Here is a 21,126-nt window from a genome sequence, read left to right as displayed (position 1 = left end):
GATCCTTATTGATCGAGACGCGCCAGAAATTGCTATTTTATGCGCCAACTCTCGCTAGCGCAATATTTGGACGCATTAGATCTTTCAAAAAATGAAAAAAATGCGTTCCTTTTGTTTAACCACGCTCTGCAATGATTGCTTTTGCAACATTGTTAGGCACTTCAGCGTACTCACTAAACTCCATAGAGTAAGAAGCACGACCTTGTGTCGCAGAACGTAAATCAGTTGAGTAACCGAACATGACAGACAACGGAACTTGTGCACGAATTATCTTCAGGCCAGCTGTCCCCTCGTCCATACCTTCGATGATGCCGCGACGACGGTTAATATCGCCAACAACGTCACCCATCCAGTCTTCTGGAGTAGTCACTTCAACTTTCATCATAGGCTCAAGCAGAACAGGTTGCGCTTCAAGTGCACCCGTTCTGAAAGCCATAGAGGCAGCGATTGTAAACGCCATCTCACTTGAATCTGTTTCATGGTAAGAACCATCGTATAGTGTAGCTTTGATATCCAAAACTGGATAGCCAGCAAGCACACCATTGTTCATCTGCTCTTCAACGCCTTTAGCCACTGAAGCGATAAACTCTTTAGGTACTGTACCATCGGCAATTTCATCCACGAAGACAAAGCCTTCGCCAACTTCTGATGGTTCCAGTTTCAGCCATACGTGACCGTACTGACCTTTACCACCATGCTCACGGATAAATTTGCCTTCCGCTTTCGCTGTACCACGAATGGTTTCACGGTAAGCCACTTGCGGGTTACCAACGTTGCAGTTCACGCTGAATTCGCGCTTCATACGGTCAACGATGATATCTAAGTGTAGTTCACCCATACCAGAAATTAGTGTCTGGCCTGTTTCGTCATCCATATCGACGCGGAACGATGGGTCTTCTGCTGCTAATTTACTTAGCGCAATAGTCATTTTATCTTGATCAGCTTGTGAGCTCGGCTCTACAACGATCTGGATAACTGGATCTGGGAACTCCATGCGCTCAAGAACAATCTTATGGTTCTGGTCACACAGAGTTTCACCTGTGGTCACATCTTTTAGGCCAATAATAGCCGCGATGTCACCCGCACGAACTTCTTTTACTTCTTCGCGCTTGTTTGAGTGCATTTGAACAATGCGACCTAAACGTTCACGTTGTTTCTTCACTGAGTTGTAAGCTGTTTTTCCGCTTTCAACAACACCAGAGTAAACACGAACGAAAGTCAAAGTACCAACAAACGGGTCTGTAGCAATTTTGAATGCTAGCGCTGAGAATGGTTCATTATCGTCAGCATGACGCTCTGCTTCATTCTCGTCTTCATCGATACCTTTGATTGCAGGTACATCAACTGGAGAAGGAAGGAAATCAACGACTGCATCTAGAACAGCTTGTACGCCTTTGTTTTTGAAAGCACTACCACAAGTTGCTAGTACGATTTCATTATTAAGGGTACGAGTACGAAGACCTTGTTTAATTTCAGCTTCTGTTAGTTCACCTTCTTCAAGGTACTTATCCATTAGCTCTTCAGAGGCTTCTGCCGCTGCTTCAACAAGTTCTGTACGATATTCTTCAGCCATTTCTTGCATGTCTGCTGGAATGTCTTCGTACGTGAAAGTCATACCCTGGTCAGCTTCGTTCCAGTTGATTGCCTTCATCTTGATAAGATCGACAACACCTTGGAAGTTTTCTTCAGCACCAATGTTCAGTTGAATCGGAACAGGAGTTGCGCCTAAACGATCCTGGATCTGTTCAATAACACGCAGGAAGTCTGCGCCAGTACGGTCCATTTTGTTAACGAAAACCATACGTGGAACTTGGTACTTATCAGCTTGACGCCAAACTGTCTCTGATTGAGGTTCAACACCAGATGAACCACAGAACACAACAACCGCACCATCAAGTACACGTAGAGAACGTTCAACTTCGATAGTGAAGTCAACGTGTCCAGGAGTGTCGATGATGTTGATACGGTGATCTGGGAATTGCGCTTCCATACCACGCCAGAACGTAGTAGTTGCTGCTGAAGTGATCGTAATACCGCGCTCTTGCTCTTGCTCCATCCAGTCCATGGTTGCTGCACCATCGTGAACTTCGCCGATTTTGTGAGAAAGACCGGTATAGAACAGAATACGTTCACTTGTGGTTGTTTTACCTGCATCTACGTGAGCAACGATACCAATATTACGGTAGCGCTCAATAGGAGTTTTACGAGCCACGGTTGAATCCTCTTATTAGAGACTTAGGGACTATTGCTATGCCTAGGATTTAAAATTGCTTGCCCTAGAAATAGCAATAGTTCCTAGCATACGCATAGGAACTAAAGAAGTGCTGCAAGGAACCTTGCAGCACTGAAAAGGTATTACCAACGGTAATGTGCGAACGCTTTGTTTGCGTCAGCCATGCGGTGAACGTCTTCACGTTTCTTAACCGCAGTACCTTTGTTCTCAGACGCGTCTAGCATTTCAGCAGCTAGGCGTTGAGCCATAGATTTTTCACCACGCTTACGCGCAGCTTCAACTACCCAACGCATAGCAAGTGCGTTACGGCGAACCGGACGTACTTCTACAGGTACTTGGTAAGTTGAACCACCTACACGGCGAGATTTAACTTCTACCGCTGGGCGAACATTTTCAAGAGCTTCTTCAAATACAGCTAAGTGATCTTTACCAGATTTCTCAGCCATAGTTTCTAGTGCAGTGTAAACGATCTTCTCTGCAGTAGATTTCTTTCCGTCAACCATTAGGATGTTAACGAATTTTGCCAGCAATTCAGATTTGAACTTAGGATCTGGAAGGATCTTACGCTGACCTATTACGCGACGACGTGGCATGGATATTCTCCGTTGTCTTCTTCAGGTTATCCAAAACTTTACAGTTTTTTCAAAAATTAAGAATTTAAATTAATTTAGTGTTTGGCCTTACTTAACGGAATCCATTAAGACTTAGGACGTTTAACACCGTACTTAGAACGACCTTGTTTACGGTCATTTACGCCAGCACAGTCAAGTGCGCCACGTACAGTGTGGTAACGTACACCCGGAAGGTCTTTTACACGACCGCCACGGATTAGAACAACACTGTGCTCTTGTAGGTTGTGACCTTCACCACCGATGTACGATGTTACTTCGAAGCCGTTCGTTAGACGAACACGACATACTTTACGAAGTGCTGAGTTAGGTTTTTTAGGTGTAGTAGTGTAAACACGAGTACATACACCACGTTTTTGTGGGCACGCTTCTAGTGCAGGCACGTTGCTTTTAACAACTTGCTTTACACGAGGTTTGCGAACCAACTGGTTAATAGTTGCCATTAACTAGCTCCTGATTTACTTAAAAGTAAGCTTGTGAAAAATCTAGCCCTACTTACACATAGTATAAATAGGGACGCAAAATTCTATTCAGCAGTGGGAGGTGTGTCAAGAAATATACAGATCTTTTTTAGCCATCTAGAGCTCAGGAAGTTTTAGCTCTAGAAAATGCAATTGATAACAATCACCAAGTCATTGATTTGTTATGCAAAACCGTAAGTTCTACAAAGCCTGAAAAGCTGACCATAGAAATCGTTTTTGATAGCACTGATACTAGGCCTCGAGCCGAGCAATCTTCCTCTAACACAGAGATACGATTTAAATCGATTAACGCAGAGTGCATTTGATGGTTTGGGTTAGCAGCATAGACGGCATTTTCCACCAACAACACGTGATCTTCACTAGCTATGTAGTTAAAGACCAAAGGTAGTTTATCGAGAGATTTAATAATATGAAGCATATTCTAGCCTAGAAGGTTAAAACTTGATCGCATTCAGCTAAACGCTGACAAATTTGTTCAGTCGGTAGCACATCAACATCGATTACCTTATCCACATTCAGCAGACCAAAATTATTTATGCTTTGCTCACAAGCATAAATATTCTCGATATCGTATAAATCCATTAGCTTATATGCACTAATGTAATCACGACTAAGCACCTCTTGTGGTTTCTGTTCGCCCACCAACTGAGTCACGCCATCACCAAGAAAGAAAACATGAATATCTTCGCTATAGGCTGATGCCGCCAAAAGCGCATCTAGCCCTTCTCGGCCTGCAGAATTGGAATGCGGTAAGCTTTGAAAAACAAAGGCTAATTTTTTCAAAATTGAACGACCCTATCTTGTGTGAGTAACGCTTCTGCTAAGCTGCCTAACCCAGTTTGTTCAAAGCCCTGCGCTAAGTTTGATGAATCTAATTGATGCTGCTTCGCTTCCGCCTCACTGATGATGCCACGTCGCAATGCTGCCGCTACACAAGTTTCTAGGCTGACGTTATGTTCCTGCGCCAGCTCTTGCCACCCTTTAACGAGATCAAACTCATCATTAGCAGGTGCCGTTAAACCTGAACCATTGGTTACGCCATCTTGATAAAAGAACACACTTTTCAGTTGATGCCCTTGTGCTACTACTTCCCTGGCAAACAAGTAGGCATTACGTGCAGATTGAGACCCATAGACAGCACCATTAACTAACAGGGTATAGGTTAAGCGTGAACTCAACTTTCTTCGTCCTCAGTTTTACGTTGGCGGATGTAAAGATAGACAGTGTGCTTAGATATGTTCAATCTATCAGCAACACGGTTAATCGCATCTTTAATATCGAAAATACCTTTGTCGTACAGTTCCATCACGATTTGACGGTTCTTGGTATTATTCGACACTGATTTATCTGCGTTGATTTCTTCAATCGTGCGCTCAACAGTCTGATCAACAAGTTCTTCAACATCACTAGCAAAGTTTACTGAAGAGGCTGCTTCTTTTGCTTCTTGAGTTGGCATGAAAGATTGCAGGACTTGCGAGAATGGTGCGTCTAGATTGACATTGATACATAGCAAACCAATGACTCGATTTTCACCATTGCGGATAGCAATGGTGATCGACTTCATTAAGACACCACCTTTAGCACGAGTGAAATACGAACGAGAGAAATTGCGTTCCGAGCCTTCAATGTCTTTTAGCATTTTCAGCGCTAAATCGGTGATTGGAGAACCTACTTGTCGACCCGTATTTTCACCGTTGGCAATCTTAATCGCTGATGTATTCAGATCTTCCAATGAGTGTAAAACGATCTCACAGAACGGGCCAATTAAGCTCGCAATGCCGTCGACAACCGCTTCGTAAGATCTAAGAATAATTTTATCGTGTTCACTGAATGGCATTACATTGACAGATTCCATCTCAAGTAACATATCAGCGTTGATCGTTTCTGTAGTTGTCACTTATTCCTTACCTTCGTGTGAAAAATCAACAAATTTATGTAAGTTTATCAGAAAATTTTAATTGCACACCTAGCTAACATAACAACTAGTGATTTAGAACAAATAATAAATTTAAAAGCCCTACATTTCAGAGAGCTAGAAACAATAAAGGCCTAACTAAGTTAGGCCTTTGGATTCAATATGAGAGCGAATTACTGAGTAGCGGTTTCGTCACCGTTATCGATTTTTAGTAGCTCAACTTCGAATACTAGCGTTGAATTCGCCGGAATTGTCGGAGTATCTTGCTCACCGTACGCTAGCTCTGGCGGGATAACAAACTTGTACTTAGAACCTACTTGCATCAGCTGTACGCCTTCCGTCCAACCCGGGATTACACGGTTTAGAGGGAACGTTGCAGGTTCGCCGCGGTCGTAAGAGCTGTCGAACTGTGTACCGTCGATCAGTGTGCCTTTGTAGTGTACTTGAACGGTATCAGTGTCTTTTGGAGACTCACCTTCAGCTGCCGTTACTACTTGGTAAAGAAGACCAGTATCCGTCTTAGTTACACCTTCTTCTTTCGCAAACTCAGTGCGGTAGTCATCGCCAGCTTGTTTAGCTGCAGCTGACTTTTCAGCAGCTTGAGCTTGCATAGTTTCAGCAACACGCTTGTCTAGTGCTTCTAATGCCGCGCGAGTTTCTTCTTCGTTAAGTGCAGTTTTCTCTGCGAAGACATCCTCAATACCTTGAAGAACCATGTCTTTGTCTAGGTTAATGCCTAGCTCGCTTGGCTTATCAATGCTTGTGCTCAGGTAGTTTGCGAAAGATACACCGATTGCATATGCCGCTTTGTCATCTTCGGTTTTAAAGTTTACTGCTTCTACTTTAACTTCTTCTACTTGAGGAGCTTCTGCCTTTGGTTCTTCTTTCTGACAACCAACTGCTAGCATAACCGTTGCGGCAAGCAGTGATACTTTTAAAACTGATTTCATTAAATTCTCCAATTAATGGCCAAGCCATTGGTTATTGTGCACAAATCTAGTGTTTAGATTGGTGTGAATATGTTAGTTATACCAATATACTAGTTATATGTCTGTCGACACAAACCGGATTATTAGATGTAATGCGAATAATTTCTCACTCATTACTATGTGCCTTTGTCATCGCTATGTTAAATGGCTGCTTTTTCTCTGCCAAAGACGTAGAACGTTGGGATATTGAGCCCAATGGCACCACCAGCTTCGCGTTAAGTCGAGAAGGCCGTTTTGCACTTTTATATTCCAAACAAAAGCACTTATTGCTGTGGGACCTCGCCCAAAATAAAGAGCTAGCTCAACTTGGCCAACAAGATCCCGACGCCAATTCAGTCAATCGAATCCGCATATCAGACAATGGCCGCTTCGCGATTACCGCTAGCCAAATTAATTTCGCTGTTTGGGACCTTTCATGGACTCAAGCTGAGGGGCTATGGTCTATTTCAGATGGCCTCATTCGCGATGTCGATATTTCCAGTAATGGTGAGCAAGTACTCCTTGGCTTATCCAACGGGAAAGCTATCTATGTGGACTTAGTCAGCGGCCGTCGCTTAGAGTTCCTTGCTCACCGAGAAAAAGTGAATTCTGTTGCACTATCACCAAATGGCCGCTTTGCACTTTCAGGCGGAAATGATTACAAAGCCTACTTATGGGATACGCAATCAGGGCTAGTATTACGTACATTCGAACACGAACAACGCGTCAATCGAGTCGCTTTACAGCGTGATGGGAAACTAGCATTCACATCAGATGGCGGTAACCAAGCCGTTGTGTGGGATTTAGATTCTGGAGAAGAGCTAGCGCAATTAAGCAGTTGGTCTCGCCAGCTAATCTTTTCGAGTGCTCGTTTTTCAGATGATGGCTCTCAGCTAATTACTGGCACGCCCTCAGGGCGAGTGTCAGTGTGGGATACTCAGACAGGTGACAAGATATCTAACTATGAAGTCGAGCCATTAAAAGATGCTCGCCCTCCTCGCGCGGTAGTGTATGATGCTGCCTTTGATTCACAGCAGCGAGTGATTACTGCCACTTCGGCAGGTATAGCACAAGCTTGGACTATCGACGATTAAGATGACAGATAAAGACATTCAACCTTTGCTCAATCGAATTGATGATCTGGAATGCAAACTAGCGTTTCAAGAACAAACTATCGATGACCTCAACGAAGCTCTCACTCAACAGCAACTTTTGATCACTAAAATGCAAGATCAAATGAAGTATGTTGTCGGTAAAGTAAAGAATATGGACAGCTCTAATTTGGCTGACGCTTCTGAAGAAACGCCACCACCACATTATTAATCTTCAATGTGCGCTAGTGAAACGAAGGTAACAGGCTTTACTGTTACCTTTAGCAATCGCTATTCATCCGCATAGATTTTTACTTCGACATTACCAGACACATCAACACTCGCCCGGTACATACCAGAGCTATTCATACCAAAATGAATATCCCCTAGATGATCAACCGCTATCAAGCCGCCCTCGCCACCCATCGCTTTTAAATCACCTTGAATAATATGCTCACACGCGACATGTACATCTTCTTTTAGATAGCGCATACGAGCAGCAACATCACCAGCGACCATTTTACGTAAAAAGAACTCTCCCATTCCTGTCGTTGACACCGCAACATTGCCATTCTCAGCAATGGTGCCTGCGCCTATTACAGGGGAATCACCTACACGGCCATACTTCTTATTCGTCACGCCACCAGTGCTGGTTGCAGCGGCCAAGTTACCTTGCTGGTCCAGTGCCACTGCCCCGACCGTTCCGTACTTCTTGTCATCCGGATATTGCGGCTTTTCATCCGGGGAGGCACTTTCGGGAAACTTAGATTCAGATAAAGCAAACAAACCTTTTTCTTTCATCGATTGTAGCTGTTCATAACGACGCTCAGTGTGGAAATAATCTTGCTCGGTGTAATCGTAATCATGTTCAAAAGCAAACTTCTCAGCACCTTCGCCAATTAACAACACATGATCGCTTTTGTTCATCACATCACGAGCTAGTTCCACCGGATTTTTAATATGACGAACACCTGCTACTGCACCCGCATCCATCTCACGACCATGCATGACAGAAGCGTCCATTTCGACAATTTCATCGTGAGTCAGCACTGAACCTTTACCAGCATTAAAGTGAGGGCAATCTTCCATGACTTTCACGGCTTCAACCACCGCATCAACCGCATCACCACCCGTTTTAAGCACTTGATGGCCAGCCAGTACCGATTGCTCTAACGCCGAGGTGATTTCCGATTTTAATTCGTCACTCATTTGGGAACGTAAAATGGTGCCAGCCCCACCATGAATCGCTATTGAGAAAGGTTGTGTCATTACTGCTCTCCTTTTTAATCATTACCTTCCAGTATCAATATAACCGCTACTTGTTCAATCATATTTTTCGATAGGCATAAAAAAGCCCCCAATGAAGGGGGCTAATCAGTGCGTTCATTCAACTAAAAACAATATCGTTCTTAGTGAGAACCACAGCTACCGCCACCGCAGCAGCCGTCTTTTTTCTCTTCAGCGTGATCGTGACCTTCGCCACCACAACAGCCACCTTCGTGATCGTGGTCATGACCACAACCGCCTTCTTGGTGAACGTGACCGTGTTGAATTTCTTCTTCAGTTGCTTCACGTACCGCGACTACTTCAACGTCAAACGTTAGCGTCTGGCCAGCAAGCATGTGGTTACCGTCAACAACAACTTCGTCGCCGTCGACTTCAGTTACTTCTACTGGGATAGGGCCTTGGTCAGTATCCGCAAGGAAGCGCATGCCAACTTCGATTTCTTCCACACCTTGGAAAACATTAGCAGGTACACGTTGAACTAGAGCGTCGTTGTGCTCACCGTATGCTTCTTCTGGAGCAACCGTCGCAGAGAATTTGTCGCCAGCCACTTTACCGTCTAGCTCTTTTTCAAGGCCAGTGATTAGGTTGTTGTGACCGTGAAGGTAATCTAGCGGTGCTTCAGCAGTAGATTGATCAACAACTACGCCATCTTCCAATTTTACTTGGTACGCTACGCTAACTACTACGTTCTTTTCAATTTTCATGGGGGCTCCAAGGAGGTTAGGTCCTAGGCTCAATACGCTAGGCCCTAGGAATAAATTTTGTTCCCGAATATTATGGGGACAAATTATCGAAACTCAATCATTCCGGCTTAAAAATGCCGATCATTTCTTGCTTAGCATGTTCATTTTTTTCTACAGCTTTCGGCTTACGCTGCTCTGAAAATTCACACTCGACGCATTCGACTAACTCGATATTGTTTTCAATCCACCAGCGTAAAGTGTCTTGAGTTTTACAGCTTGGGCAACTTGCACCAGCAATAAAGCGTTTCTTCTGTTTCACGTTCTACATCCTCTCGATAAAGTATTTATCGATAAATCAGGTTACTACTGCCAGTAATTACGAGATTGGCGATCATTTTCCATCTCATGACCAAAAATTTCTTCCAACTCTTTACGGGCTTCTTTAGCTCTTAAGGCTAATTCTTTGTCTTCATTGTGCTGTGGTAACAGCTCTTTGAGCATAGCATTATCTAACTTCTTAAAATGCGCTTCAGCTCGCTTCGCTTGATATGGATGCATGCCAAGTTCAGTCAACACTTGGCGTCCCAAGTCTAGTGCACCTAAGAAAGTCTCACGCGAGTAATTATCTACGCCGTGGTTCAACAGTTGGTACGCTTCTACTCGGCTTCGAGCTCGCGCCAAAATCTTCAAACGTGGGAAGTGATGCTTACACAAATCGACAATCTTCATTATTTCATCTGGCGAGTCGGTACAGATCACTATCGCTTCAGCTTTATCCGCACCAGCTGCGCGCAATAAGTCGAGCTGTGTAGCGTCACCATAAAAAACTTTGTAGCCAAATTTACGTAATAAGTGAATTTGGCTGGCATCACTTTCTAAAACCGTAATCCGGATCTTATTGGCATACATTAATCGACCAATGATTTGCCCGAAGCGTCCAAAACCAGCGATGATCACTTTCGGGCTACGATCAATAACATCGGAAGACATCGAGCCTTCACCAAATTGATTCAGTTTTTTCGCGAACCACTTATCTTGAAGCTTCAGCATGATTGGTGTGGTTACCATTGAAAGACTCACAACAACCAGTAAGAACGAAGACTGCTCTGCCGTTAAGATCCCTTGCGCACTGGCTGCAGTAAAGATAACAAAAGCAAATTCACCACCTTGGCTCAAAATCATCGCCATTCGGCTTCTGGCTTTGGCACTAATCCGAAAAATTCTAGCCAATAAGTACAGCACCATACCTTTCGCTACCACTAAAGCCGCGACGGCAATCAAAACTTTAAACGGCTCTAAACCTAACAAGCCAAGGTTAACCGCCATACCAACCGAGATAAAGAACAGGCCTAGCAGCAATCCTTTAAAAGGTTCGATCGCGATTTCTAGTTCGTGTCGATATTCACTTTCTGCCAGTAGTACGCCGGCCAGGAAAGTACCTAATGCCATAGATAAGCCGATCTTCTGCATCAACACTGCAATACCGATCACCAGTAGTAACGCTGCGACCGTGAATAGCTCACGAACACCACTCATCACAACGTATCGGAATAATGGTCGAACTAAATAGTGGCCTCCGATAAATAAGCCAACCACTCCGCCAACCATCCAAGCGGCATCTTGCCATCCGCCACCAGTACTGCCTGCTAATAAAGGTAATATCGCCAACATAGGGATAACGGCAATATCTTGGAATAGCAATACCGCGAATCCAGAATGGCCGGCTTCTTTACCTGCGAGCCCCTTCTCTTCAATCACACGTAATGCGATTGCTGTTGAGGAGAGAGCTAAGCCCATGCCGATAACCAAACTGGTTTGCCAACTATCCACAAACAAGCTTGCCGCTGCCGCAATAAGTGCAGTCGTGATCATCACTTGAGCGCCGCCCAAACCAAGAATTGGCCCTCGCATTTGCCACAGTTTTTTCGGGTTCAGTTCTAAACCAATTAAAAATAAGAGCAGTACGACCCCGAATTCAGAAAAATGCAGAATCTCTTCTACATCACTGATTAGTCCAAAGCCCCATGGGCCAATCGCGACGCCCGCTAACAAGTAGCCAAGTACTGACCCTAAACCAGCACGTTGAGCCAAAGGTACCGCGACCACAGCCGCCGATAAAAATATTACGCTGCTCTGCAGGAAATCATTAGTCAGTGCCATCTTCGACTCCTACTTGTTGCAAGGGGTTTAGCAACCAATGTCGGTATTTCTCTGCGTGTTGATAACGATCCATATCAGTTACATTACGAGCCCAATGCAATACTAAGGGCTCCATCCAATGCATTTGGCATAGAGCTGCCATCAATTCAAATGGCTGTAAGATTTGCTGCAGCGGATACTTGTTATAGCCCCCTTCACCAAAGGCTTCCGCTTTACCACCTGTGGTAATAATGCTGCGCCAATGTTTGCCTTCTAGTGCGCTTTGCTCCCCAAACGCAAACCCTTTGCCTAATACTCGATCAAACCATTCTTTTAGCAAAGCTGGACACGAGTACATATAAAGAGGGTGCTGGAAAACGATCACATCATGCTCACTGAGTAATTGATGTTCATAGGCAACATCAATAAAGAAATCTGGATAGGTGCCGTAGAGGTCATGGATTTTGACGTGCGGCAGCGCCTCGATCTTTTTAATCATGACTTGATTGGCAATCGAGTTCTGCGGTTCAGGATGAGCGTAAATCACCAATACTTTAGGTACGGCGGCATCAGTAGACGGACTATTATTCATTCCTTGGAGAGTTTCCTTAACAAAACAAAGCGGTGGCAACGCCACAAAATTTTCAAAACAAAGGTTATCAATATGTTATCCAATATGCATCATAACCCAAATTGGTTAATGATCGACTTTTATCTGGTTTCAGCCTACTATGCAGGCGTCTAATTACCTCAAATCTCAATGCATTCTCTATGATTACTTTCTCAGATATTCAACTTCTTCGTGGCGGAAAGCCATTACTTGATCAAGCCTCTGCTACGATTCATCCGGGTGACAAGGTCGGCCTAGTCGGGAAAAACGGTTGTGGTAAATCCACCCTCTTTGCGTTGATCAAAGATGAACTGTCCATTGACGCTGGTAACTTTAGCCAGCCCGCCCATTGGGAGTTGGCTTGGGTTGCACAGGAAACCCCCGCATTAGAACGAACAGCCATTGAATACGTGATTGATGGAGATAGAGAATACCGAGGGTTAGAAGACGATTTAGCCAAAGCGGAGCAAGCAGACAACGGAACCTTAGTGGCTGAGATCCACGGCAAAATTGAGACAATCGGTGGATACAGCATTCGTGCTCGTGCCGCAGAGCTATTAGACGGTTTAGGATTCAGCCAAGAACAAATGAGTTGGAACTTAACTCAATTTTCGGGTGGTTGGCGTATGCGTTTGAACTTGGCCCAAGCCCTGTTATGCCGAAGCGATCTGTTGCTGCTCGATGAACCAACCAACCACTTGGATTTAGATGCCGTCATGTGGTTAGAACGCTGGCTACAAAATTACCCTGGCACCCTAATCCTTATCTCGCACGATAGGGACTTTTTAGATCCAATTGTTAACCGAATTATTCACGTAGAGAACCAACTACTTAACGAATACACGGGTAATTATTCTTCATTCGAAACGCAGCGTGCCCAAAAGCTGGTCCTACAGCAAGCTATGTACCAAAAGCAGCAAAAGCAAATGGCGCATATGCAGAGCTACATTGACCGCTTCCGTTACAAAGCATCTAAAGCCCGCCAAGCACAAAGCCGTATTAAAGCATTAGAAAAAATGGAACAAGTACTGCCAGCTCAATTCGACAACCCATTCAGTTTCGAATTTCGAGAGCCAGAAGCGCTACCCAATCCAATAATGATGATGGATGAGGTGTCTGCTGGTTACGGTGATAACTTAATTCTTGAAAAGATTCGCTTAAATCTCGTTCCTGGTAGTCGTATTGGTCTGCTAGGCCGCAACGGTGCGGGTAAGTCGACTCTAATCAAGTTGCTGTCAGGTGAGTTGAAACAGCAAGGTGGGGATTTAACTTACTCGCAAGGGGTTAAAATTGGCTACTTTGCACAGCACCAACTCGAAACCTTGCATCCAGAAGAAACACCGCTACAGCACATGATGCAAATAGCTCCGAAACACACAGAGCAACAACTGCGTGATTACTTAGGCAGCTTTGGCTTCCAAGGAGAAAAAGCACTGGATAAAGTCGCTCCTTTTTCTGGCGGTGAGAAAGCACGATTAGTATTAGCGCTACTGGTTTGGCAAAAACCCAACCTATTACTGCTCGATGAACCAACCAACCACCTTGATTTGGATATGCGTCAGGCACTGACCTTCGCTTTACAGACCTTCGAAGGTGCAATGGTTATCGTCAGCCACGATAGATACTTACTGCGCGCAACGACTGATGACCTTTATCTCGTTCATGACCGCCAAGTCGCACCATTTGATGGTGATCTTGCTGATTACTATAAGTGGCTGACTGAACAACAAAAAGTCGAGCGCAAAGAGGCTCAGGCATTAACGCCAGTAAAAGAAAGCACCAACAGTGCCGCAGCGAAAAAAGATCAAAAGCGTAAAGAAGCCGAGTTCAGAAAACTAACGGCACCAATTCGCAAGAAATTGACACAGCTAGAGAAACAAATGGATAAGCTCAGTGCTGCTTTAGAGGAGGCTGAGCAACAATTGTCAGACACTTCTCTTTATGAAGCCGAAAATAAAGCTAAACTTAACCAAGTATTGGCATTACAAGCCTCCAGTAAATCTGAACTTGAAGACGTTGAAATGGATTGGATGTCAGCTCAGGAAGAACTTGAGCAAATGCAGCAGGAAATGGACAGCCTATGAGCCTAGAGCACGCACAAATATCTCTGACCTTAGAAAGACTTTGGCAGTTTAGCCTTCAGTACTACAGTGTACGAGAGGTGAAAGATGCGTGCTTATCTCTGCAAAACAATCACAATGGTAATGTGAACTTGCTGCTACTCCTAAAATGGTTAGATGAGCAGCAAGTATCTTTTCACGAAGAAGATTGGCATAAAGTACAGGAATGCTTGGGCCGCTCAGAAGCTTTACTTCACAGTTACCGGGAACTTAGAAAACGACTCAAGCATCATGTGGTCGACTCTCTTTATCGAGAAGCGTTACAGTTTGAGCTACAGCTAGAGAAGCAGCAACAATCTGACTTAGTCGACTGCATCAATTCTCTCCCACTCATCATTAACCACCATGAACCGCTTACTTTACGTTATTGCAGATTATTAGGTGGTGAAGATTTGTATGAATCCTTCGCTGAGCCCGCCTCAAAAATCGCTAACCAATAATCAATATCCTACAACCAACAAACCGCTCACCTACGCCTACCAGATAAACACGACGCAGCTTGCGGTGAGTGCGCCCATGCCAACGTTAAAACGTCGCCAAGCTTGCGGGCTAGAAAGCCATCGGCGTATCAAAGTGCCAAACCCAACCCAAACTGACGATGTGTGTATTTGAACTAAGATGAAGATTGCAGAAATCGCCAATACGGAGCCCCAATACCCTTCATCACTATAAGCGAACGAACCTACGGCCGTAATCGACATCATCCAGGCTTTTGGGTTCAAGTATTGAAAGAGCATCGCTTCAAAGCAAGTCATTGGTTTACCTGTTATTTGGCTATCACTTGGGTTTGATTGTGAAGCCGCTATCTTCCATGCTAAGTACAGTAAGTAAGAGCTACCCAATACTTTAAGAACCTGTTGGATCATAGGATAAGTTTGAAATAACACACCCAGCCCAACCCCATTCAAAATGATCAAGCTCACTAGGCCTAAGCCGATTCCAATGAAATGTGGGATAGAACGGCGATAACCAAAATTGGCTCCAGAAGCCGTGAGCATCACGTTGTTTGGCCCAGGTGTACCTGTCATTACAAGTGCAAAAACTGTCACTGAAAAGAAAAATTGCCACTCCATACGATATCCTTATGTCGTACACGTCAAATTGTACCGATACAATTTGCGTAATTTGTTTGATCTATACTGTTTTTGTCGACAAAATAACCATAACAATCGCTATTTGATTAATCAAAAGGTTTATTGTCACCATGACAATTCAAGATATGTCGCTTTGTAAGCAATCCAACGCTCCACTGTATAAACAAATCGCTGATCAGCTTTCCAAGCAAATAGATCATGGTGATCTAAAAGCTAATCAGAAGTTACCTACACACCGTAAGCTTGCTGATCAGCTCGGTGTGACGGTAGGTACTATTACCCGTGCTTATGCAGAAGCTGAACGTCGTGGTTTAATTGAAGCTCGAGTTGGTTCAGGTACCTTTGTCACCGACAAGCAAAAAACCAGCTGGGTATTTGAAGAAAGCGTTGCTTCGCGAGATGAATGCAACTTTGGCTATAACATCCCTCCACAGATCGAGCGTAGTGATATGCTGACACAGGCCATGGCTAAGCTTTCACAATCACCATCAGTGCTAAATCAATTGATGATGTACCAAAGCCCCAATGGCATTGAGTCGCACCGGCAACAAGTCTGTTCATGGCTGGCATCTAAATCGGTACATTTGAACAGCGATCAGCTGCTCTTTAGCTCCGGTGCGCAACATGGTATTCAAATGGTAATCGATACCTTTACTCGTGCTGGTGACACTCTATTTGTCGAGAAGTACACCTACCCTGGCCTGTTGAGCCTAGCAAGGCAAAAGCAGTTATCAGTCAAAGGCATTGAGATGGATGAAGAGGGCGTTATTCCTGAGAGTCTAGTGTCGGCATGCAAACAAAACCAAGCTAGGTTCATCTACCTTACGCCAACGTTTCAAAACCCAACCACTGCCATCATGTCGCTCGAAAGGCGCCAAGCTATCATAGAGGTCTGTAAGCGACATGATTTGCTGATCATCGAAGACGATATCAATGGGCTGCTCGCTGAAAACGTAAATCCACCACTTGTTAATTTAGCTCCGGAGCAAGTAATACATATTGGTGCTTTCTCGAAAATATTAGCTCCTGGATTACGTGTGGGATATGTCCATGCCCCTACACCACTTTACCAACCTCTTGTGGCGACATTGCAAAATCACAGTTGGATGATCAGCCCCTTATTAACCGCATTGGTTTGTGAGCTCACCGAAAATGGAGCCGCTGACGAAGTGCTGATGGATATCCGCCAACAAATCAGCCAGAGACTTGAAACTTCACTAGAGTACTTGGCACCATTCGAGCCCATTTTTAAGAAAGATTGCTTCCATATTTGGCTACCAATCCCGGAACAATGGCGAATGAGTGATTTTGTGGTAGCCGCAGAAAAACAAGGGGTTACTGTAAAGTCAGGCGAGCTATTTTCGCCACCAGCAGGCAGCATCAGCCCACATGTGAGACTTGCACTCAGCTCGCCTATAGACCAAGCTCAGTTAATACATGGGCTTACCAAGCTCCAAACATTACTTAATACAGACCCATTAACTGAGTTTGCTTTATGACCATATTTACCGCGGCAACTGGCTTAGCCAACCCGCATTTACAAACGTTAGTTCCTAGATTTATTAGAAAACAGGCTTTGTTTCACCCAACTTGGCAAACCCTCGAAACCGATGATGGAGACTTTCTCGATCTAGCATGGAGTGAAGATCCGAAGTCTGTAGATGAAAAGAAGAAGCCTATTTTCATCTTATTCCATGGCTTAGAAGGCAGTTTTGAAAGCCCGTATGCGAACGGGTTGATGAATGCTTTTGCCAAAGATGGCTGGTTGTCCGTCATGATGCATTTTCGGGGATGTAGCGGTAAACCGAATCGACTCGCGAGAGCCTATCACTCAGGAGAGGTGGAAGACGCTCGCTTCTTCTTACAGCATGTACATGAATTGTTTCCCGATCAACCAAAGGTCGCCGTTGGGATTTCACTTGGCGGGAACATGCTAGCCAACTACTTGGCTGACTACGCCGAAGATCCACTACTCACCGCCGCGACCATCATTTCAGCGCCGCTCGATCTAGCCTCTTGTTCATTTCGTATCGAGCAAGGTTTCTCACGGGTCTATCGTAAGTACTTACTTGATTCACTCAAAGAGAATGCCCTCAAGAAGCACCACTTACTGATGGAAGAGTTAGGGATCTCCGACCAAACGATCAAAGACATTAAACGTTTGTATGAGTTTGATGATCTGATCACGGCACCACTCCATGGCTTTAAAAATGCCCAAGATTATTACGCGCAGTGCTCTGGGATACATAAACTCAAAAAGATCACCTTACCCACTCAGATCATTCACGCCAAAGACGATCCATTTATGACAGAAGCGGTGATCCCAAAGTTTATCCTGCCTGACAATATAGATTATCGCTTGTTCCAACATGGTGGCCACGTTGGGTTTATTACCGGCAGTGCACTCAAACCACGCTTTTGGTTAGAAGAAGCATTGCCGGCCTACTATGAAAGCATCCAAGATTCGGCATAATAGCGCGCACACAACACCGAACATAAAATCATGAGGTATTTATGATCATCCCTTGGCAAGACATTGCAGCCGATACGCTCGACAACTTAATCAAAGAATTCGTACTGCGTGAAGGTACCGATTACGGCGAAATGGAAATCTCCCTGCAAAATAAAATCGACCAAGTACGACAACAGCTTGCAAGCGGCGAAGCGGTTATTGTGTTCTCTGAACTGCATGAGACTGTCGACATTCAACTGCGTAAACGAATGTAACCATACGTCTTACTGTCCTAATAAATCAGTCGTGTTATAGTAGAAAACGATTGCTAACAAGTAAGTTACTACACAGACAAGGGTTGTCATGTCCGCAAAACATCCAATTATTGCCGTAACAGGTTCCTCAGGAGCCGGTACCACTACCACCTCAGAAGCGTTCCGTAAGATGTTCAATATGATGGACGTCAAAGCGGCGTGGGTGGAAGGAGATAGCTTTCACCGTTTTACTCGCCCAGAAATGGATGTCGAAATTCGTAAGGCACGTGAGCAAGGAAAACACATCAGTTACTTTGGTCCACAAGCTAACGACTTTGGAGCGCTTGAAGAGTTTTTCCGTAAATACGGTAACGAAGGTCTAGGGCAAGTTCGTCGCTACTTACACACCTTCGATGAAGCGGTGCCATATAATCAAATGCCTGGTACATTTACCCCATGGCAAGACATTCCCGATAATTCCGATGTGCTGTTTTATGAAGGGTTACATGGTGGCGTCGTCGATGGTGACATCAACGTTTCACAACATGTCGATTTACTGATCGGTATGGTGCCAATTGTAAACCTGGAATGGATACAAAAGTTTGTTCGAGATACCCGAGATCGCGGTCATTCTAGAGAAGCCGTAATGGATTCGATTGTCCGCTCGATGGACGATTATCTAAACTACATTACCCCACAATTCTCTCGTACTCACATCAACTTTCAGCGTGTTCCAACGGTCGACACATCCAATCCGCTAAACGCAAAAGGCATTCCAAGCCTTGACGAAAGTTTCGTAGTTATTCGTTTGCGCGGTATAAAAAACGTCGATTTCCCGTACCTGCTCGCAATGATAGACGGCTCATTTATGTCACGTCATAACACTCTCGTCGTGCCCGGTGGCAAGATGAGTTTCGCAATGGAGCTTATCGTTAGACCGATCCTACAGCAGCTGATTGAAACCGGTAAAATCGGTTAACCGTCCGCTGTTCTTCACGGTTACTTTTCATACCGTGATCATGTGCACAATTTTGCGTAAAAAAACGTAGCCTTGTCACGATTAAAATCAAGAAATCGCATCCGAAAAAGGATACTATTTTAAACCGAAACACAAGATAGCTTGCAGCACTGAGAAAGTGCTCTTATCCTAGTAAGTCAAATTTAGGCTTAGCTAATATTATGGAAAGCAGCAAGCATACCCTGCAGAGGAAGTGAGATATTATGGTTCTAGGTAAACCTCAAACCGATCCAACATTAGAGTGGTTTCTTTCACATTGTCATATTCATAAGTACCCTTCAAAAAGCACGCTAATTCACGCTGGTGAAAAAGCGGAAACCTTGTACTACATCGTTAAAGGTTCTGTTGCGGTTCTTATCAAAGACGAAGAAGGTAAGGAAATGATTCTTTCTTACCTAAACCAAGGCGACTTTATCGGTGAGCTTGGTCTATTTGAAGAAGACCAAGAGCGTACTGCTTGGGTTCGTGCAAAATCTCCTTGTGAAGTGGCTGAGATTTCTTTCAAGAAATTCCGTCAACTTATCCAAGTGAACCCAGATATCCTGATGCGTCTATCAGCTCAAATGGCAAGCCGCCTACAAGTGACTAGCCAAAAAGTAGGTGACTTAGCTTTCCTAGACGTAACTGGTCGTATCGCTCAAACGCTACTAAACCTAGCTAAACAGCCAGATGCAATGACTCACCCAGACGGCATGCAAATCAAGATCACTCGTCAAGAGATTGGCCAAATTGTTGGTTGTTCTCGTGAAACGGTAGGTCGTATCTTGAAGATGCTAGAAGAGCAAAACCTGATTTCTGCTCACGGTAAGACTATCGTTGTTTACGGTACTCGATAATAACTCAGCGAACATCGCTTATGTTATTAAGAATGATAAAGCCTAGCACTCGCTAGGCTTTTTGTTTTCTAGCGATCTCTCAATCATATTGAAGAGCCTTATCTGATTACCACTGGGAAATAACAAACTAAGTCAGAAAGTGCTTAAATTTCTGCTCCCTATTCAGGAAATCTCACCAAACCTTCCATACTCAAATCCTCACTTTCACTTCGCGTGAAAGCTTCAATATCTCCCCTCAACACAAAAGCATTAAGTCAGTGCAATGCACCATCATTAGACCTTTCAGGATCAAAAAAGCTACCGAGCAAGTATCAATCGCAGGGTAGCTTAATTTAAAAAACGCTAATTAGCCGTTAGTGCTTTCGAAGATTTTATCGGCAGATGCTGCAACAAAGCCTGTATATAGCTCGCCATTGGCCATTGGGTAGCGCTTAGCAAACTCGTAGAAGCCTCCAGGAACAATCTCAGAGCCTTCCGTGAAAGTAACCGGGACTTTATCCGCCATCGTTGAAGATTGCTCAAGTAGCACTTCTGGCGTGCCTTTTACTTCACCACCGGATTCATTGATCGTAAACCCTGACTGGCGTAAATGATCATTCACCCCTTTCACTTCCTCAAAAGCGTTTAGCTGGTTCACGCTCACGGTAAAGTGGTTCGCACCATAGCCATGCGCCGCAAGCCAAGAAGCATACTCACTCTCTTTAGCCAATGTTTGATAATCTTCGAAGCTTAGATCCCATAGCCGCCCCGATGACAAAAATTCATGACTCGACAGTTTTGATGTATCCACTTGTGCGACCAACTTCGCCACAATCGCTTGTAGCTCGCTAGAGCACTCTTCAACTTTCAACTCGCTAATGAACACTTTAGGTTGAGTGCTATCAGGGTGCTCATAGTGTTTCGCGACCAGCTTTTTACTTTCAAACACGTAATCACCGCAAGCTTTGTAGCCTGCGTCCAAAAATGGTTGAGCTAGTGTTGCGATGCCAAGTGGTGCTGAATTGAAGGTTCTCAAGGCAATATGGTCGTTAATTAGCACTTCGTCTTCTTGCAACAACTGGTGAACTTTATCAGCAGAAGGGCAAAGGCGTTGAATGTAATCGTTCCATAAAGCAGTGAATAATACATCTGGCGTCATGATGACTCCTTGTCGGGGGTGTCTAGCAAGCTAGAATAATTGGATTTAAAGGTGAAAGGCTCGCCCCATGCGGGTTGAGCCATCAACCTGTGACGTATGTATTCTTGTTATTATAATGACTGTAGTTTTCGTATTTTTAGCAATAATTCACCGCTCTACATTGAGAGCGGTGTAAAA

At 44.4% G+C, this 21,126-nt stretch carries 24 protein-coding genes; 9 read left to right on the top strand and 15 right to left on the bottom strand.

Features of this window, described 5'->3' with window-relative positions; genetic code table 11:
* Window positions 1-115: 115 nt before the first annotated feature.
* From fusA to fkpA, 8 genes are all read right to left on the bottom strand, one after another.
* Complete coding sequence (fusA, locus tag ELZ11_RS16975) at window positions 116-2,212, bottom strand: elongation factor G (RefSeq protein WP_137358600.1); 2,097 nt, start codon at window positions 2,210-2,212, stop codon at window positions 116-118.
* Window positions 2,213-2,355: 143 nt separating this feature from the next.
* Window positions 2,356-2,826 (bottom strand): 30S ribosomal protein S7, encoded by a 471-nt coding sequence (rpsG, locus tag ELZ11_RS16970; RefSeq protein WP_017073678.1) that lies wholly within the window; start codon window positions 2,824-2,826, stop codon window positions 2,356-2,358.
* Window positions 2,827-2,930: 104 nt separating this feature from the next.
* A complete protein-coding gene (gene rpsL, locus ELZ11_RS16965) occupies window positions 2,931-3,305 on the bottom strand; it encodes a 30S ribosomal protein S12 (RefSeq protein WP_004737194.1) in 375 nt (124 codons plus the stop codon).
* 181 nt (window positions 3,306-3,486) lie between these two features.
* A complete protein-coding gene (gene tusB, locus ELZ11_RS16960; RefSeq protein ID WP_137358599.1) occupies window positions 3,487-3,762 on the bottom strand; it encodes a sulfurtransferase complex subunit TusB in 276 nt (91 codons plus the stop codon).
* 8 nt (window positions 3,763-3,770) lie between these two features.
* Window positions 3,771-4,127: a sulfurtransferase complex subunit TusC gene (tusC, locus tag ELZ11_RS16955; protein ID WP_137358598.1), complete on the bottom strand. Its 357-nt coding sequence runs from the start codon at window positions 4,125-4,127 to the stop codon at window positions 3,771-3,773.
* Entirely contained in the window at window positions 4,124-4,522 is a 399-nt protein-coding gene (tusD, locus tag ELZ11_RS16950; RefSeq protein ID WP_137358597.1) for a sulfurtransferase complex subunit TusD, read from the bottom strand. Before tusD ends, tusC begins: the two co-directional genes overlap by 4 nt.
* Window positions 4,519-5,241 carry a helix-turn-helix transcriptional regulator gene (locus ELZ11_RS16945; RefSeq protein ID WP_137358596.1) on the bottom strand — a complete coding sequence of 241 codons (723 nt, stop codon included), beginning with the start codon at window positions 5,239-5,241 and terminating at the stop codon, window positions 4,519-4,521. Before ELZ11_RS16945 ends, tusD begins: the two co-directional genes overlap by 4 nt.
* A gap of 191 nt (window positions 5,242-5,432) precedes the next feature.
* Complete coding sequence (gene fkpA, locus ELZ11_RS16940) at window positions 5,433-6,209, bottom strand: FKBP-type peptidyl-prolyl cis-trans isomerase (protein WP_137358595.1); 777 nt, start codon at window positions 6,207-6,209, stop codon at window positions 5,433-5,435.
* A gap of 131 nt (window positions 6,210-6,340) precedes the next feature.
* Here fkpA and ELZ11_RS16935 point away from each other — a divergent pair, with 131 nt between their 5' ends.
* Entirely contained in the window at window positions 6,341-7,321 is a 981-nt protein-coding gene (locus ELZ11_RS16935; RefSeq protein ID WP_137358594.1) for a WD40 repeat domain-containing protein, read from the top strand.
* Between the two features lies 1 nt (window position 7,322).
* Complete coding sequence (locus tag ELZ11_RS16930) at window positions 7,323-7,550, top strand: SlyX family protein (RefSeq protein WP_137358593.1); 228 nt, start codon at window positions 7,323-7,325, stop codon at window positions 7,548-7,550.
* A 59-nt stretch (window positions 7,551-7,609) separates the two neighbouring features.
* Here the strand turns inward: ELZ11_RS16930 and ELZ11_RS16925 are convergent, their stop codons facing one another.
* The 5 genes from ELZ11_RS16925 to kefG form a co-directional block, all read right to left on the bottom strand.
* The gene (locus ELZ11_RS16925; RefSeq protein ID WP_137358592.1) at window positions 7,610-8,587 is read right to left on the bottom strand and encodes an isoaspartyl peptidase/L-asparaginase family protein; all 978 of its coding nucleotides are present in this window, start codon (window positions 8,585-8,587) and stop codon (window positions 7,610-7,612) included.
* A 140-nt stretch (window positions 8,588-8,727) separates the two neighbouring features.
* Window positions 8,728-9,309 carry a peptidylprolyl isomerase gene (slyD, locus tag ELZ11_RS16920; protein ID WP_137358591.1) on the bottom strand — a complete coding sequence of 194 codons (582 nt, stop codon included), beginning with the start codon at window positions 9,307-9,309 and terminating at the stop codon, window positions 8,728-8,730.
* 97 nt (window positions 9,310-9,406) lie between these two features.
* Window positions 9,407-9,607, bottom strand: coding sequence for a YheV family putative zinc ribbon protein (locus ELZ11_RS16915; protein ID WP_137358590.1), 201 nt, complete (start codon window positions 9,605-9,607; stop codon window positions 9,407-9,409).
* 44 nt (window positions 9,608-9,651) lie between these two features.
* On the bottom strand, window positions 9,652-11,448 hold the full coding sequence (gene kefB / locus ELZ11_RS16910; RefSeq protein WP_137358589.1) for a glutathione-regulated potassium-efflux system protein KefB: 1,797 nt from the start codon (window positions 11,446-11,448) through the stop codon (window positions 9,652-9,654).
* The gene (gene kefG / locus ELZ11_RS16905; protein ID WP_137358588.1) at window positions 11,435-12,019 is read right to left on the bottom strand and encodes a glutathione-regulated potassium-efflux system ancillary protein KefG; all 585 of its coding nucleotides are present in this window, start codon (window positions 12,017-12,019) and stop codon (window positions 11,435-11,437) included. The genes kefB and kefG overlap by 14 nt, the downstream gene beginning before the upstream one ends.
* Window positions 12,020-12,198: 179 nt before the next feature.
* Here kefG and ELZ11_RS16900 point away from each other — a divergent pair, with 179 nt between their 5' ends.
* Window positions 12,199-14,121, top strand: a complete 1,923-nt coding sequence (locus ELZ11_RS16900) for an ABC transporter ATP-binding protein (RefSeq protein WP_137358587.1) — start codon at window positions 12,199-12,201, stop codon at window positions 14,119-14,121.
* Entirely contained in the window at window positions 14,118-14,597 is a 480-nt protein-coding gene (locus tag ELZ11_RS16895; protein ID WP_137358586.1) for a TIGR02444 family protein, read from the top strand. The genes ELZ11_RS16900 and ELZ11_RS16895 overlap by 4 nt, the downstream gene beginning before the upstream one ends.
* Before the next feature lie 36 nt (window positions 14,598-14,633).
* Here the strand turns inward: ELZ11_RS16895 and ELZ11_RS16890 are convergent, their stop codons facing one another.
* Complete coding sequence (locus tag ELZ11_RS16890; protein ID WP_137358585.1) at window positions 14,634-15,230, bottom strand: LysE family translocator; 597 nt, start codon at window positions 15,228-15,230, stop codon at window positions 14,634-14,636.
* A gap of 131 nt (window positions 15,231-15,361) precedes the next feature.
* On the opposite strand from ELZ11_RS16890, the gene ELZ11_RS16885 reads away from it, so the two are divergent.
* The 5 genes from ELZ11_RS16885 to crp all read left to right on the top strand — a co-directional run bounded on the left by ELZ11_RS16885 (window position 15,362) and on the right by crp (window position 19,811).
* A complete protein-coding gene (locus ELZ11_RS16885; RefSeq protein ID WP_137358584.1) occupies window positions 15,362-16,750 on the top strand; it encodes an aminotransferase-like domain-containing protein in 1,389 nt (462 codons plus the stop codon).
* Complete coding sequence (locus tag ELZ11_RS16880) at window positions 16,747-17,724, top strand: hydrolase (RefSeq protein ID WP_137358583.1); 978 nt, start codon at window positions 16,747-16,749, stop codon at window positions 17,722-17,724. Before ELZ11_RS16885 ends, ELZ11_RS16880 begins: the two co-directional genes overlap by 4 nt.
* A 41-nt stretch (window positions 17,725-17,765) precedes the next feature.
* Entirely contained in the window at window positions 17,766-17,978 is a 213-nt protein-coding gene (locus ELZ11_RS16875) for a YheU family protein (RefSeq protein WP_137358582.1), read from the top strand.
* Window positions 17,979-18,066: 88 nt separating this feature from the next.
* Window positions 18,067-18,936, top strand: a complete 870-nt coding sequence (locus tag ELZ11_RS16870) for a phosphoribulokinase (RefSeq protein WP_137358581.1) — start codon at window positions 18,067-18,069, stop codon at window positions 18,934-18,936.
* Between the two features lie 242 nt (window positions 18,937-19,178).
* Entirely contained in the window at window positions 19,179-19,811 is a 633-nt protein-coding gene (gene crp / locus ELZ11_RS16865) for a cAMP-activated global transcriptional regulator CRP (RefSeq protein WP_004410522.1), read from the top strand.
* A 346-nt stretch (window positions 19,812-20,157) separates the two neighbouring features.
* Here the strand turns inward: crp and ELZ11_RS16860 are convergent, their stop codons facing one another.
* Window positions 20,158-20,949: a DUF1338 domain-containing protein gene (locus ELZ11_RS16860; RefSeq protein WP_137358580.1), complete on the bottom strand. Its 792-nt coding sequence runs from the start codon at window positions 20,947-20,949 to the stop codon at window positions 20,158-20,160.
* Between the last annotated feature and the right edge of the window lie 177 nt (window positions 20,950-21,126).

This window comes from Vibrio profundi, from assembly GCF_005281835.1.
GTDB lineage: Bacteria > Pseudomonadota > Gammaproteobacteria > Enterobacterales > Vibrionaceae > Vibrio > Vibrio profundi.
Note: the sequence above shows the minus strand (reverse complement) of the source record. Positions and strands in the feature narration are given on the sequence as shown.